Source organism: Alteribacillus bidgolensis (assembly GCF_002886255.1).
Taxonomy (GTDB): domain Bacteria; phylum Bacillota; class Bacilli; order Bacillales; family Marinococcaceae; genus Alteribacillus; species Alteribacillus bidgolensis.
The window spans coordinates 359,975-375,248 of sequence record NZ_KZ614149.1 but is presented as its reverse complement, the minus strand read 5'-3'; the positions used below and the strand labels follow the sequence as shown (position 1 = coordinate 375,248).

The following is a 15,274-nucleotide window of genomic DNA, read 5'->3' as shown; positions in this document are numbered from 1 at the left end:
CTCCTCAATGTTGAGATGATTAATATAATCTATGTTTGTCCAGCAAAATCATTACCTGCAAACTTATGTAAACATTTCAACCCTTCTTTTTCTGAGAGCCCGCGGAACGGCATTCATACGTCAAGTACATTGAATGTCGTATTTTTATAAAAAAACTGCCTTTTCCTGATTTACTAAATGGAAAAGACAGTTTCATTTTATTTATCCTCATCAATAAGTTGAAATGCATCAGGCCTTCTATTTTTTAATGGAATAGGCCTTCTTTTTAAAATATCACCAAGCGCGTGAAAAGAAAAAGGGATAAACGGCCATAGATATGGGACTCCTGCTGGTCTTAGCACTATTAATAATAATATCCATACTGTTACACTCGCTATAAAGCCAGTGACTCCAAACCAAGCTGCCATCAATAAAAATATTATACGACACAATCTATTCGCTAAACTCAATTCATAGCTTGGGGTGGCATATGAACCGATAGCGGCTACTGCAAGGTAAAGTACTACTTCTGATGAAAACAAACCCACTTCAATCGCTATTTCCCCTATTAATATAGCAGCCACTAAACCAAGCGCAGTTGCTAAAGCGGATGGCGTATGAATTGCTGCCATTCGTAACATTTCTATTCCTAGTTCTGCAATTAAGAATTGAGTTAAAAGCGGTACCTTTCCTGATTCTTCTGCTCCAATATAACTCATATAAGCCGGCGGGTCGATAGCCTCGTTAGCAAACAAAAACCACAATGGAAGCAGAAATAATGATGCAAACACAGCAAAATGTCTTGTTAAACGATGCATTGTTCCTATTACTGGTTTTTGTCTGTATTCTTCTGCATGTTGTAAATGGTGCCAAAAGGTACATGGAGTAATAATAACAGCTGGTGAACCATCTACAAATATTAATACATGGCCTTCTAACAAGTGGGCTGCTGCTGTATCAGGTCTTTCTGTATATCTTACGAGAGGGTACGGATTCAAATACTGTCCATACAAATATTCTTCAATCGTTTTGTCAGCCATTGGCAAACCGTCGACTTTTATCTTTTCTATACGTTCTTTAATGGTTTCCACCATATCTTTATTTGCTATGTCTTCAATATAGCCAATACATAGATCGGTCAAGGAGCGCTTGCCAACAGATAGATATTCCATTCGCAAACCACGGTCTCTTATTCTTCTTCTTGCTAATGCTGTGTTAAATACTATCGTTTCAACAAAACCGTCTTTCGCTCCTCTAACGACTTGCTCTGTTTGCGGCTCTTCGAGACTTCGAACAGGATATTCTCTGACATCGATGAGAATGACCTGCTCTTCCCCCTCAACAACAAGCGCTGCCGGACCAGAGAGAACCTGGTCTACTATTTCATTTAAATCATCACTTGTGTCTAATTCAACATACGGTATTCTTGATGTGATAAGTAACTTTAACGTATCAGCACGATATTGAGAATACTTTAAATGAGCAAGCTCACGCTGAATTTGTGTCATCGCTGAATCTTTTACAAAACCGTCCACCATATAAAAGAGCATTTTCCTGCCGTTATATTCAACAGGAAGTTCAATAATATCAAAATTTTTATCAACAGCCAGTTCTTCAGAAAGATATTTTTGATTTTCTTCTAATTTTTTACTTACTGGCACACCATTTTTGTCCATCTAATCCACCCCTCTTTCCCATTTTCTCCGCAATTACAAAAAAAATGCAGACAAAAGTTTATGAATGATGGATGTCATGAATTCTTTTCCTATACATACTCATGAAAATAGACAAAAAGGACAGGGGTTCTTTGTATGACAAAATTATTTTATATAGCATTTTCCCTTTTATTTTTATTTTTCCTTGTTTCCAACCATATATCATTAGCCACGCATGAACGTAATAAAGAATCTGAATTATCTTTTCAGCACCCAGAAGATTTTTTTTCTGATTCGACTAGCACAGTTGAAATTCTTCATATCAGCGATGATGACGAATACCTTTTAGAATGGACAGGATCTTCCGAAACATATAATGAGGTTTCATTTCAACAAGGCTTTACCTTGCTATTTGAGGATGGATACTTAAAAGATACATCCTCCGCATGGTCGGAGCATCAAAACGATTTAAATATTACAAAACAAACGAAAGCTGAAGAAAGCAGCCGTTATCATTTATTAACTTTTCATTATGCCGAAGAAAATTCTGAATTTTCCTTTGGCTGGAGTGAAGATAAATTATATGTTTTGGACACGCCTATGACCGACATGCATTCTTTTAAATCTCCCAAATCAAAAGAAGATAAAAAGGCTAAAAATATTTTGGACGCTGTAATTAAACAACAACAAGATCACATAGAAAGGATTATTCGCGATGAAGCAAACCTTCCTCATGATACGCTGCTTTTCCCATTAGAAGACTTAAATAAGTGGAAAATGATTACCGATCCTGCTTCAAATAATCACCTTCCACTTGAACAATTAGAAGAAATGTGGGGAGGTATTTACAAAAAATTATTAGAAGGAAACCGCAAATACCGATCGGAACATAAAAGAGGAATGCCGTTTATTAGCTGGGATGAAAAACAAAGAAAATTATCTTTATTCATTCATTACAGCCATTATTAAGAAATAAGTTTACCCAACGGAAAGTTTACTCTCTTTCTTTTAATAACTCTTCCACTTTTTCAAAGTTCAGCCTTTCATCACCTTTCGATTCATTTGTTTCTTTAGCACGAGCCAAAGCTAGTTCAGCTTTTTCATATTCATTTAATTCTATATAAACTAATGAAAGATTGTAATGGGCTTGTGGAAATTCATTTTCAAGTTCTGCAGCCTTCTCAAAGTATTGAGCGGAAGTTTCATAATCTTCTTTTTGAATCGATACATTTCCCATTAAAAAATAGGCCTGAGCATTGTCTTTATTTTCTAAGAGTGACTCCAAAATATATTCCGCTTCTTCAACGTTGTCCCTTTCTAAATGCTCTTGGGCGATTTGCAAGTCAAGCAGAGGAGATTCTGCTTTGCTCTCATTTGCATGCCCATACCAAAACAGTGTGCTGCTTAACACAGCAGTTAAGAAGAAAATAAAAACTTGTCTAAACTTCCAACCGTGTTTTGGAAGGTGTACAAATGCCGATGCTAAAAATCCACCTATTAAACCGCCAATATGTGCACCATTATCAACAGCTGGAACGATAAATCCAAAGGAAAGGTTTATGGCTAATATAATTAAAACATTCATTCCCATAGTACGAAAAAATAATTTTTGATGGATGAACCCAAAATATAATAATGCCCCAAAACATCCAAAAATTGCACCTGAAGCACCAGCAGAGATTTGTTCATTAAAAGTAAAACTTGCTAGAGAACCAAATAGACCTGCGATAAAATAAATAATAATAAACCGTGTAGTGCCATACATTCTTTCTACAGCCCCACCTAAATAAAATAACGCTAATGAATTCATAAATAAATGAAAAAATCCGATATGAAGAAACATGGCAGAGAAAAATCTCCACCACTCTCCTTCGATGATAGCTGGATTATATTTTGCACCAAAATCAATTAAAGTGAGTATATCGGTACTGCCGCCTGCCTGCTCTACTGCAAAAAATACGAGTAAAATTGAAACCAGCAGTAAATAAGTAAATCTAGGTTTTCCAAAAAGCAATAAATTTTTATCTTTTTTTTCTAGTTGTTCTTGCTTTCTAAAAACTTCTTTTTTAAAATAACGGGCATAAAACTGATGTTCTTCCGCCATTAAATCATGAGAGTTTTCCCAGTGTTGTTCAAATCCCATGGTTTTTAAGACATCCCCCGGTTCATCTACGGTAGATTGAGCGGAGTCTGATGCTATAAAAAAAGACTTCATGTTCTCTTCGTTTTCCCAATGCTGTACCAATTTGCTATTCAGATCCACTGGAGGATACGTTGAAACGTATATATTAAAAAATATTAATTTTCTAGCTGGTATTATTTTTTTTACTTTATTTAACATACGTTTTGCTTTTTCTTTATCTATTTCTAAATCTTTCATCCAGTCATATTCCACTTTCACGATACGTATCGCAGCTTTTTTGCCGTTTTGTTCTTTTTCTATCCACACCTGCTTATTATCAGGACTAATATCAATAATGCGTAAATCTTCTTTTATTACTAAATGGTATATAAATTTCCAAAAAAGATGGTTTGGCTTCACACACTGTCATCCTTTCAAATGGAGCGACCAGTAGAGAAATTGAGCGGTTTCAGCAAGAGAAAAATGTTCAGCAGCTGGAGGACATCCTCGAGTTCTTTTTTCATTGCGTGTATTTAAAAATATTGCGTCCCACTTTGCAGCGATTGCTCCCTGCACATCAAGCTTCCACGAATCACCTATAAACAAAGCTTTATTCTTCTCACCGTTTATTTTCTTTAAGGCAAGGTCAAAAATATCCTGTTCGGGTTTTTCTGCCCCTGCGTCTTCGGACACAATGAGATGTTCAAACGGAATATACTTATCTATGTCTAACTGAATCACTTTACGTTCTTGCGTTTCCCGTTTTCCATTCGTTATAATACCCATGTTTATTTCTGCTTCTTTTAATGTGTTCAGTAGTTCATGAAGCCCTTTATAAGGGACACTATAACCAACCACCACTTCTTCGTACTGTTCGTGAAAATTTTTTGCACTATTTGGTTCAACCGGCAGTCCGAATGTTTCCATCGTTTTTTCATATCGAACTTTTCTATATGCGTCATGAGATAATTTATTGTTTTCAAAATTCTCCCAATAGTAATCGCAATTATATTTAAACGTACGAAACCAGTCTTTGATATTTATGGACGGCAGATGGTCATATTTTTGATTCAATTCTTTTAACGTCTCTTCAAACGTATGCATGATAGCATGTTCAAATGCTTCTTCGTGACTGAATAATGTATTATCTAAGTCAAAACAAATTGTATTCCATCGCATATTACAACTCCCCCATCTCCATATTATAGCAATGCATCTTCTCCACATCGAATAATTTACTTTTGATTATGTTTTTGAAAAGGAAAAAAAGGTCCCCTGTCTTTGTATTAGACGGCGACCTTTCATATAAATCATATTTTATTGTGTAGAAAATGGGGTGAGCATATACTTTCGTACTAAAGGAATACGTAAAGCAATAGTCACTGCCACACGCCGTAAAGGACGGTTTAACAAGAAGAAATGAAGAAAACGTCCTCTGAATTGCATCATTAGAAAAACTATAACAAAAACCGTAATAATCACTTTCCAGTTTCTAAACATGACTCGCCCTCTTTTTACCTGTATATTTTGCAGATTTGCTGCGTTTTATACACATAAAAGCGATAGTCTTTTTTAATTTGTTTCCATACCTTTTTAGATCAACTGCCTCTTCTGGTTAAACAATTACCATACGATCTAAACAATTACCATACGATCGTTTATGATAATATGTCACCCTAGCGAATAATCCCCGTTTCTGTGATCAATGCAGTTAAAGGTATGTCATGCCCTTCACTAGGAACGTAATCAAACAATTGGAAGTCTAGCACCAAAGAGCACGTGGTAACGTTTAAACCCTCTAAAAAACGATCATAATAGCCCCCGCCAAAACCAATTCGGAATTTTTGTTTATCAAAAGCAAGCCCCGGTACAATAATTAAATCGAAACTTGTTTTAATTATGAGTCGTGTTAACGATGGATCAGGTTCTAAAATGCCGGCAAAATCCTCTCGTGTTTCATTAAAAGAGTTTATTTCATAAAAATCTAATGTTCGGCGTTTAGGATTTACTTTTGGCACCGCCATTATTTTACCTTGTTCCCAGCCCTTTTCGATGATTGGTCTTGTCTCTACCTCATTATTGGCAGCCATCGTTATAGCAACCCTGGATGCCTCTTGCCACATGTTCCAACGAAATAAGTGATCATACACATTATTACTTTTTGTATTTATTAGATGAACCGGTAATTCTTCAAATTGATTTCTAATATGTAAGCGAAAATCTCTTTTTTGATTCATCATGTTACTCCTTGCTGCGTAACTTTATATGAATTAGAAAAACTACGATTTTCATCAAGTTCAAATGGTGAAAATCGTGGTTTGTTTTATACTATTAAAACTTAAATTTCTAACCGTGTAAAAAAACTTAGCTAATCGCCAAGTCTAAATGGCAGAAGCCTTTGTCTTCTTATACGTTACTCCTTTATAAAAGTAAACGTTTCAAAGTATAAAAAAAGCAGAGGAGCATTCCCTCCACCTGCTTATTTTGTTTCGCGATGCACAGTGTATTTGTTCAATCGCGGACTAAATTTTCTTAGTTCAATGCGTTCTGGGTTTTTACGTTTGTTTTTAGACGTAATATAATTACGGTCGCCTGACTCTGTGCAAGCTAACGTTACTTGTACACGCATGACGCATTCCCTCCCCGTTTTTCATCTTCTTTCATACTTAACAATAATAGCAAATACACGACTAGCTATCAAGTTATAATTACAAAACCACCTTCATTTAACGAAAACCATTCTCCTTTTATGAAGAAGCATGTATAATATTCTTAGAAAAACTTGGGATTTTACAATCGGAGGAATAATGATGGAATGGTTAATTATTATGTTACTCTTAGTAAGTTTAATACTATTTAGTTGTTCTTTTTTATTAAAAAACAAAGATCAAACAAAAAATGAATTGGAGCAATTGTCGCTAAATATGATGGGGGAAGTATACCACATAAAAAAAAGACTCCAATTGTTAGAAGAAGAATTACTTACAACGGTAAAACCTAACCCGCCTGTGAGCCGTTCAAAAACAAATAAAGAGCTGGTCAATGAAGCTTATAAATATTTTCAGCAAAACATGAGCGTTCATGAAATTGCTGCTGCTATGCAATTAAAGGAAGATGAAGTGAAGTACTTGCTAGCCAGTCTGCAATAAGGAGGTTTAAAAATGAATAGAAAAGGGGTTCAAATTTTTGCTGCTGGTTGGTTTTTTGCTGCATGTATTGTTTGTATTTATTATTTTATTTTCGCCCCTAATACATCAGCTGAGCCTAAAAATACTTCTTATCAAAATGCTGAGAAACATTCCATTCAGCAGATGGAAGAACAAGAAATTATTACTTTTCTAGAGGCAGAAGGATTTACTGTCTTACATAATAAAGAGGCAGAAAAACTAGAGCAAAACAAAGAACCACAACAAAAAGAAGACTCAAATGATTTTCCTACTCATGCTGTTTTACATATAGAAGAAGGAATGAATAGTAATGATGCTGTGTCATTGCTTCATCAGTTAAATATAATTGAAAACATAGATACTTTTAAAAAGGAACTGCAAAATAGTGAAGCAGCTACAAATATTCAAGCCGGTTTTTATAAAGTGAATAGTGACATGACGGAAAAGGAAATTATTACGAAGATAACAAAATAGCATTAGAAAAACTCGGCTTGCCGCCGAGTCCTATGGCGGTAGACGTAGTTTTACTTATACTTTGATCCTTTAATAAAAGGCTGATGACAGCTCAAAAACACTGCCATCAGCCTTTTTTTATTCGTCTGTATCATCTGGTTCGATGTCCGGACGGTCTTTTCTTAAATCAAAATAAGCATCCAATGATCGTCTTGCAATGGCATTAGCAATACCGCTTGTTCCGCCTGCAGAGTCTTTATAGACGTATGGCACAATAACAGCGATGGCTACTTCTGGATCGTCATATGGAGCATACCCAATAAAAGCTTGGTTATTTCCTTCGACTACCCTGTTTGATCCATCCTGGCGAATTCTTATTTCTGCTGTACCAGTTTTTCCAGCAGCTACATATTCTGTATCATTAAAATAAGAGCGCGCCGTTCCTCTGCTCCCATTTGTTACTCGCCACATCCCTTCTTGAGCCATGTTGATATACTCATTATTTATATCTACTTTATTCATAATTGTAGGCTCAAACTGCTGGCGAACTGCTCCAAGTTTAGTTTTATCTGCACTAGCTTCGCGTATTTGTTTAACAAAATGAGGTTTCATACGATAACCATCATTTGCAATCGTTGAAACATATTGAGCAAGCTGCATCGGGGTGTAGGTGTCAAACTGACCAAAGCTAAGATATAAAAGATTACCTGGACTTGCATTCCCTCCATTTATGCCTGTAGATTCAAATGGAAGGTCCACACCTGTTTCTGCTCCTAACCCAAATTGATCATAATAGTAGCGGAAAGTATCATAAGCTTCATTATATTCGGTCGTATTCCAGGTTTGACTCACACCATAATTATAGCCGGCTAATTCCATTGCTATGTGTGCCATGAACACATTTGAAGACCTTTCAAGCGCCGTCAAGTAATTGACTGGCCCCAAATTAGACACAGAGCTTATAGGCGGGGTGTAAGGTATATTTAACGTTCTATCGACCACGACTGAATGTTGGTTAATTACACCTGTTTGTAAGCCCAACATTACAGTAGCTGGTTTTACGGTAGACCCCATTTCAAACGAGCTCGAAATAGAGCCAAGGTGATCAGAATACCCGGAAACGGACAATATTTCTCCCGTTTGCGGCTCCATCAATACCACATATGCCTCTTTGTCATTAATAAAGCTGCCGGTGGAGCTGTCTACTTCTTCATCAATGATGGTTTCAACTTCTTGCTGCAGGGCCATATCAACCGACAGAACAAGGTCATTCCCACGGCTCCCATTACTTTCTTTCCCAGAATTATTTGATTTATTAGCGCTTAAGATTTCACCTTTATTACCTCGAAGTGCTTCTTCATAATATTCTTCGAGAAAACTCGTGCCTACCTCATCGGATCTATCGTACCCTTTGGCCAAATATTCCTCAAGATTTTCTCGCGGAATAGCTCCTGTACGTCCAAAAAATCGAGGAAAAGCATCTTCATATAAATACTTCCGGTTTGCATCGCGTAAAATGTCAACTCCTGACAAGTTATCCAACCGTTCGCTTATGCTGTGGGCTTCTTCTCGTGACAGTCCTTTTTTAATTCGCTGTGGAGAATCATAATAACCACTTGTCATTTCTCTCCAAATTGCTATAATTTCTCGTTCCTCATTTAATTCATCTAACTGCTCATCTGTAATTCGCTTCAACTGCAGGTCATACAGTTCATCATCATCTTCTATTGTGTTCCTATCTTCTTGAGTAAGTAATTCAGCAGCCTCTTCTGGATGTGTCACCAGCCAATAGTCTTTTTTATCTCGCTCTGGAATATTCTCCATCTCTTCACTGTCAACTTCAATTAATTTACTCAGCTCTGTCGCAATACGTATCCTTTCGTCATCAGGGACATCTTGTTCATTTGTATATGTAAGCGATAATACGAGTTCATTATCGACAATGAGTTCCCCGTTTCTGTCATACATAAGACCACGGGGCGCATCAATTCGAGCTGTTTCACTGCTTGTTTGTTCAAGTTCACTTTCAAATTCATCGCCTTGAACAATTTGGATAAAACCAAGTCTTAAAATTAATGCCGAAAACAATATAAAAACAGCAAAGAATAATAAATTTAACCGGAAAGGAATTCGATTCTTTCCAACTTTATTTTTTGCCACATCTATTCCTCTCCCTTTACCAGCTATCGTAAAAATGGTGAAGTGCAACCTTCCTTATTTTAGCACTAAATGAAACAACAAAAAAGAGGAGAACCTCTCAAGTGAGAGAATCTCCTCCTCCGTTTTCAGGCATTCCACTATTCACTTCTTTTTTATTTTGAAGAAATCTTGTGTCAATACCTTTTATAACAAAATAGATAAAAAAGTGACCAGATCCACAAATCACCATAAGGATAGGAATAATTTGTTTCTCATCTAATAAAGAAATGCCTAATAACAATAATAAGATAGACACCGCTCTGCCACCATTAATAAACCATTCTTTTGTAATCAAATACTCAATCCGAAGGGGGCCTGCACTTGAAGCTTTTCCTAACACATCATAGGTTAAAGAGACATATGGCACAAGGAGCATGGGATAAGCAGCTGAAACAATAACTCCATATGTCATTAAGAGAGGATAAGCGGGATTAAAAACGATAAGAAAAACAGCACCAAATAACAAAATCCCTCCAATAAAAATGGCTTTTTTACGACGTGAAGGTTTTAAGAACCTGCTTACCAAAAAATAACCTGCAAAAGAAACTGCAGACGTTACTAAACCATAACTACCAAGAGCAAGTTCACTATTTGTTGCCATATAAACCCACAGAACGATGATAAAGACAAATATACCTTCTCTTAATCCTTGTATAAAATGGGAATAGAGGATTTTTCGCCATGCCAAGTTTCTTTTTATTTCTTTGGCAGCTGCTGGTATTTTTAATGGCCCCTCAGCATGCCGGTGTTTCATCTTTAAACTTAAAAGTACAGCCATAATAAAGAGGAAAAATGATATAAAAAATATCATTTTATATCCTTGTGTATCAGGCATCCATGTAATAATAGCCCCTGCACTTATCGGACCGATCATCCCCGCAAACGAGGTTAACAGACCTGCAAATCCATTAAAAAAATCACGAGTATCCGGTTCTGTTATTTCGAATGTGAGAACATTATATCCAAGCCAATAAAAACCAAATCCCATGCCTAGTAATGCCCCTAATAAAAGAAGAATCGTTTCAGCTGATTCTCCTGCAAATAAAACAGTTAAATAAAAAGCAGTTAGTATAAAAACACCTAAACGCAAGGAAATAATGCGATCAGCTTTTTTTGAAATATAGCCGGCCAATAAAAAAGCAACAGGTTGAGTTGTCACGGATGCCAGTTGATATAACGCGATATCCGAAACTTCACCGGATTGCTTCCATAAATATATATTTACAAACGTATTGGATAAGGATATAGATATAGCATAAAGACCGCCGATTACTAATAATAATAATAAATTTTTCGTCACTTGTACATTTCCGAGTAAAATTCTTGTAATTGACTTAGCCATCGTGCCCCACCCGCCTTGACCATATTGTGCCGCAAAGTCAAGACGGCTATGCACTATGAGCTGGAACTACTGAAATTGATCTTCAGAACAAAAGCACTGGCTTCTCGAAAGAAAGTTCTGCTAAGAACGTAACGTCGTCCAGTGACAACGCTGAATTGGCAAGCTAAATGCAAGATCAAATAAAACGGAGTCAGAAATCCTCAATAAAAAATGTATTTTCTAGACAGCAAAAAACCGCCGCTATTTGGCGGCGGTTTGATTGATTTATTTTGCTTCGCTGTAACGCTTAGATACTTCGTCCCAATTTACTACATTCCAGAATGCTTCTACATAGTCAGGACGACGGTTTTGATATTTAAGGTAATAAGCATGCTCCCAAACATCAATGCCAAGAATAGGTGTTTTTCCTTCCATAATCGGAGAATCTTGATTAAGTGTATCTTGAATTTCAAGTTCGCCATTATTAACAACCAGCCAAGCCCAGCCAGAGCCAAAACGGCCTAGTGCAGTATTTTTAAATTCTTCTTTGAATTTATCTAAGCTTCCCCATTTACTGTTAATAGCATCTCCAAGTTCTCCACCAGGTTCACCGCCGCCATTTGGGCTTAGAATCTGCCAGAAAAGAGTGTGGTTAGAGTGGCCGCCTCCATTATTTCGTACTGCAGTACGAATGCTATCCGGAAGCGAGTTTAAATCACTGATAAGCTCGTTCACATCTTTTGCAGCAAGTTCATCTTGACCTTCAAGGGCAGTATTAAGTTTTGTTACATACGTGTTATGGTGTTTCCCATGGTGAATTTTCATTGTTTCTTCATCGATATGTGGTTCAAGAGCGTTTGGTGCATAAGGTAATTCAGGTAGTTGATGGTTTGCCATTGTTCAATCTCCTCCTTAAAAAGGTTTGTTTTTTGGTGTTTTTCTTGCTGAGAACTCTTGAATAGAAGCGATGCACCTACAAAACATAACAGTTTCATAAGTCTGCCATTTTTAACGTTACCAAAATCTTAAATTCTTTTCAACAATTATGAAACTTCTCGAAAAAACACCACATATACAGTACCCCAGTTATTACGGAGTTAAACATTGAAATACTAAGGATCAGTGAATTTTTTATGGTAAAACAACGCTAAATTAAATAAGAAAAGACTAAGGATTCCGACAATTTGACTTGGCCGGAATCCTTAATTACTTTCCTAAAGAATAAAAAAGAGAGGTAAAAGAGTAATAATATACTTAATATACATCCTTGTTTAGGTAAAAATTTATGTGTGGCGTATGTATGGCGGAGGAAGAGGGATTCGAACCCCCGCGAGCCCGTAAAGACTCCTGGCGGTTTTCGAGACCGCTCCCTTCAGCCGGACTTGGGTATTCCTCCGTTTGCCTTATTATCCTATCATTCAGTAAAAACAGTAAACAAAAAAAGCACGATTATCATGCTTTTTATAAAATGGTGGACCCTGTAGGACTCGAACCTACGACCGGACGGTTATGAGCCGTCAGCTCTGACCAACTGAGCTAAGGGTCCATATTATAAAATTTTGAACAAATAGTGGGGCGGTTGATGGGAATCGAACCCACGAATGCCGGAGCCACAATCCGGTGCGTTAACCACTTCGCCACAACCGCCATTTAGGAATAAACTTCCCGTTTTTTTCCAATGTGTTTTTAAAACTAGTTTAATTTTTAATAATATGGTAGCGGCGGAGGGGATCGAACCCCCGACCTCACGGGTATGAACCGTACGCTCTAGCCAGCTGAGCTACACCGCCAAAATGGCTCCACAGGCAGGATTCGAACCTGCGACCGATCGGTTAACAGCCGATAGCTCTACCACTGAGCTACTGTGGAATTTTAATTATGAAGATAAGCAATCCGTTTTTCAACGACAATAATTATATTATCATGGTAGCAACACCTAGTCAACAACTTCATCCAATTTTTTTATATAATTTTAATAAGAAGATAAATCATATTTGAAATTAATACAATTCCTTTTAATAATACACTTACAATAAAACCAGCGACAGATCCAAATCCGACTTTCCCTATTTTTTTCCACGATTTTTCTCCTGAAAACACCTGCCCTATGATGGCTCCGGCGATTGCACCAATGAGAATACCAATAACCGGGATGATAAAGGGACCGATAACAATACCAATTAAACTGCCCCATACTGCAGCTTTTGTTCCACCGCTCTTTTGTATACCAAAATAATTAACAGCATAGTCAACGAAAAATAAGAAAAAGGCTATTATTCCTTGAATAATCCAAAAAGACACATCAAAATTCATAAACCCTTTAATATATCCTAGTATAAGTACAGCTGCTCCATAAAATAAACCGCTAGGGACAATTGGGTAAACAACACCTATTATTGCAAGGACATAACATATTGCCGCTAAAATATACAATACGGTATCAAACATAAAATTTATTCCTTCCTGTTATGACTAGTAACACGGGATAATTGAAAAGAAGGCATCCTTTTTATTGGACACCTTCTTATTATACATTATTCTTCCTCTAATACTACTTCTGCAATATTAACGGAATGATCTCCAACTCTTTCAAGGTTGCTGACAATATCAACAAAAATGATCCCTGCCGAACCAGAACATTTACCTTCATTCAGTCGTAAGATATGCTTCTTCCGAAGTTTACGTTCCATCTTGTCTATTTCTTCTTCTTGTTTTACTACTTCTTTTGCTTCTTCTAAATCATCATTTTCTAACGCGCTTATTGCATTTTTTAAAGTGTTTATTGTTAAATCAAACATTTCTTCCAAATCAGCATACGCATCCTCTGAAAGTGTTACTTTGTTTGTGAGCTGATAATCAACGAGCTCGACTAAATTTTCCATATGATCACCGACACGTTCTAAGTCACGGACGGTATCCATTAACAAAGAATGCATTCTTGAATTTTCATCTGATAAAGATCGCTCAGAGATCATTACTAGATAATCGGTTATTTTTCTATCTAAATTATTGATCGCTTCTTCAAATTGAACAGTTAATTCGGAATGCCGTTTTTGATTTGTTTTCAAATAATTTCTAGCTTCTATAAGTCCTTTTTCAGCAAACTCTGCCATACGAAGTGTCTCCGACTTTGCCTGTCCTAACGCAATCGAAGGTGAACGCTGTATAAAACTGGTATCAAGGTGCTTCGCTTTATATTCAATTTCTGTTTCATTACCAGGTATTAATTTTGTAACGAGTAGAGCAAGCAAGCCAACAAATGGAATCTGAAGAATTGTATTCGATACATTAAAAATTCCGTGTGCAAAAGCAATCGTCATCGGCTTATTTAAATTCAGCCAGCCTTGCAGATTCTCAATAAAAGCAGTGTACGGAACTAATAAAATAATAATAATTGTTGCCCCGATAAGGTTAAAAATAACATGCGTAAGGGCTGCACGTTTTGCTGCTACGGAAGCACCTAGAGCAGCCAGTACAGCTGTTATTGTTGTACCAATATTATCACCGAATAACACTGGAAGAGCAGCATCCAACATAAGGGAGCCCTGGTCATAAAGTTCTTGCAGCAAACCAATGGAGGCAGAAGAACTTTGAACAGATACGGTAAATAAAGCACCTATAACTACACCCAAGAGCGGATTTTCACTCATATTAAGAGTTAATTCTTTAAAGCCTTCTAAACCTTCTAAAGGCTCTAATCCATCTCCCATTAAGGAAAGACCAAAGAAAAGAGCGCCGAACCCGAAAATAACTTGTCCGTAATTGTTAACCTTCTTATTTTTAAAGAAAAAGATAAGAACTGTTCCTAAAAATAAAATAGGTAAAGCATAATCTTCAATCTTAATACCAATAATGAAAGCTGTTACTGTTGTTCCGATATTTGCTCCCATTATAACCCCAATTGCCTGCTGAAGGGTCATAAAACCAGCATTAACGAGTCCAACGGTCAAAACTGTAGAACCACTGCTTGATTGAATCAATACCGTTACAAAAATCCCGGCCAGTACACCCATAAAAGGATTGCTTGTAAACTTGTCCAAAATTTCTCTCAGCCTGTCTCCAGCAATTTTTTGAAGACCGTCTCCCATAAATTTAATTCCAAATAAAAATACACCGAGACCACCTAAAAATGTGAATAAGATTGTTTGAAGATCCACATCTATTCATCCCTTCGATTAAAATTATATCCCCTTTTTCGACAAACCTCTTACATCGTACTTATACAATATTGAGGAATTATTTAATTTTTGTAAAGATTTTATTAAGATTTTCATTTATAAAGGTATCGATTTGCTGTTGCTCATAACTTTAAGAAGAATTTAACAAACACTGCCCCTTGTTTCGTCTTTTCAACGAACAAGTCCTTTTTTCGTTAGAA

General features: G+C 36.5%; 14 protein-coding genes and 5 tRNA genes. 3 read left to right on the top strand and 16 right to left on the bottom strand.

Annotation, left to right across the window (positions count from 1 at the left end; genetic code table 11):
• Nucleotides 1–197: 197 nt before the first annotated feature.
• The gene (locus tag CEF16_RS02025; protein ID WP_091587200.1) at nucleotides 198–1,655 is read right to left on the bottom strand and encodes a spore germination protein; all 1,458 of its coding nucleotides are present in this window, start codon (nucleotides 1,653–1,655) and stop codon (nucleotides 198–200) included.
• A gap of 135 nt (nucleotides 1,656–1,790) precedes the next feature.
• Here CEF16_RS02025 and CEF16_RS02020 point away from each other — a divergent pair, with 135 nt between their 5' ends.
• A complete protein-coding gene (locus CEF16_RS02020; protein WP_091587199.1) occupies nucleotides 1,791–2,603 on the top strand; it encodes a hypothetical protein in 813 nt (270 codons plus the stop codon).
• Between the two features lie 25 nt (nucleotides 2,604–2,628).
• Here CEF16_RS02020 and CEF16_RS02015 read toward each other — a convergent pair whose 3' ends face one another.
• From CEF16_RS02015 to rpmG, 5 genes are all read right to left on the bottom strand, one after another.
• The gene (locus tag CEF16_RS02015; protein WP_091587198.1) at nucleotides 2,629–4,176 is read right to left on the bottom strand and encodes a rhomboid family protein; all 1,548 of its coding nucleotides are present in this window, start codon (nucleotides 4,174–4,176) and stop codon (nucleotides 2,629–2,631) included.
• Between the two features lie 6 nt (nucleotides 4,177–4,182).
• Nucleotides 4,183–4,935 (bottom strand): HAD family hydrolase, encoded by a 753-nt coding sequence (locus CEF16_RS02010; RefSeq protein WP_170031506.1) that lies wholly within the window; start codon nucleotides 4,933–4,935, stop codon nucleotides 4,183–4,185.
• Nucleotides 4,936–5,073: 138 nt separating this feature from the next.
• Nucleotides 5,074–5,256, bottom strand: a complete 183-nt coding sequence (locus CEF16_RS02005; protein ID WP_091587196.1) for a hypothetical protein — start codon at nucleotides 5,254–5,256, stop codon at nucleotides 5,074–5,076.
• Between the two features lie 176 nt (nucleotides 5,257–5,432).
• Complete coding sequence (locus tag CEF16_RS02000) at nucleotides 5,433–5,996, bottom strand: 5-formyltetrahydrofolate cyclo-ligase (RefSeq protein WP_091587195.1); 564 nt, start codon at nucleotides 5,994–5,996, stop codon at nucleotides 5,433–5,435.
• Between the two features lie 239 nt (nucleotides 5,997–6,235).
• Nucleotides 6,236–6,385, bottom strand: coding sequence for a 50S ribosomal protein L33 (rpmG, locus tag CEF16_RS01995; RefSeq protein WP_091587194.1), 150 nt, complete (start codon nucleotides 6,383–6,385; stop codon nucleotides 6,236–6,238).
• A gap of 178 nt (nucleotides 6,386–6,563) precedes the next feature.
• Here rpmG and CEF16_RS01990 point away from each other — a divergent pair, with 178 nt between their 5' ends.
• The gene (locus CEF16_RS01990; RefSeq protein ID WP_170031503.1) at nucleotides 6,564–6,905 is read left to right on the top strand and encodes a hypothetical protein; all 342 of its coding nucleotides are present in this window, start codon (nucleotides 6,564–6,566) and stop codon (nucleotides 6,903–6,905) included.
• Nucleotides 6,906–6,917: 12 nt separating this feature from the next.
• On the top strand, nucleotides 6,918–7,397 hold the full coding sequence (locus CEF16_RS01985) for a hypothetical protein (protein WP_091587192.1): 480 nt from the start codon (nucleotides 6,918–6,920) through the stop codon (nucleotides 7,395–7,397).
• Nucleotides 7,398–7,514: 117 nt separating this feature from the next.
• Here CEF16_RS01985 and CEF16_RS01980 read toward each other — a convergent pair whose 3' ends face one another.
• From CEF16_RS01980 to CEF16_RS01935, 10 genes are all read right to left on the bottom strand, one after another.
• Nucleotides 7,515–9,536 (bottom strand): peptidoglycan D,D-transpeptidase FtsI family protein, encoded by a 2,022-nt coding sequence (locus CEF16_RS01980; protein ID WP_091587191.1) that lies wholly within the window; start codon nucleotides 9,534–9,536, stop codon nucleotides 7,515–7,517.
• Nucleotides 9,537–9,633: 97 nt separating this feature from the next.
• The gene (locus CEF16_RS01975; protein ID WP_091587190.1) at nucleotides 9,634–10,917 is read right to left on the bottom strand and encodes an MFS transporter; all 1,284 of its coding nucleotides are present in this window, start codon (nucleotides 10,915–10,917) and stop codon (nucleotides 9,634–9,636) included.
• Nucleotides 10,918–11,181: 264 nt separating this feature from the next.
• Nucleotides 11,182–11,793 carry a superoxide dismutase gene (locus CEF16_RS01970; protein ID WP_091587189.1) on the bottom strand — a complete coding sequence of 204 codons (612 nt, stop codon included), beginning with the start codon at nucleotides 11,791–11,793 and terminating at the stop codon, nucleotides 11,182–11,184.
• Nucleotides 11,794–12,197: 404 nt separating this feature from the next.
• A tRNA-Ser gene (locus CEF16_RS01965) sits at nucleotides 12,198–12,292 on the bottom strand.
• 73 nt (nucleotides 12,293–12,365) lie between these two features.
• A tRNA-Ile gene (locus tag CEF16_RS01960) sits at nucleotides 12,366–12,442 on the bottom strand.
• Between the two features lie 25 nt (nucleotides 12,443–12,467).
• A tRNA-His gene (locus CEF16_RS01955) sits at nucleotides 12,468–12,543 on the bottom strand.
• Between the two features lie 66 nt (nucleotides 12,544–12,609).
• Nucleotides 12,610–12,686: transfer RNA gene (locus CEF16_RS01950), tRNA-Met, on the bottom strand.
• Between the two features lie 4 nt (nucleotides 12,687–12,690).
• Nucleotides 12,691–12,765: transfer RNA gene (locus CEF16_RS01945), tRNA-Asn, on the bottom strand.
• Between the two features lie 93 nt (nucleotides 12,766–12,858).
• Nucleotides 12,859–13,344: a DUF456 domain-containing protein gene (locus tag CEF16_RS01940; protein WP_091587188.1), complete on the bottom strand. Its 486-nt coding sequence runs from the start codon at nucleotides 13,342–13,344 to the stop codon at nucleotides 12,859–12,861.
• An 86-nt stretch (nucleotides 13,345–13,430) separates the two neighbouring features.
• The gene (locus CEF16_RS01935; protein WP_091587187.1) at nucleotides 13,431–15,053 is read right to left on the bottom strand and encodes a Na/Pi cotransporter family protein; all 1,623 of its coding nucleotides are present in this window, start codon (nucleotides 15,051–15,053) and stop codon (nucleotides 13,431–13,433) included.
• Nucleotides 15,054–15,274 lie beyond the last annotated feature (221 nt).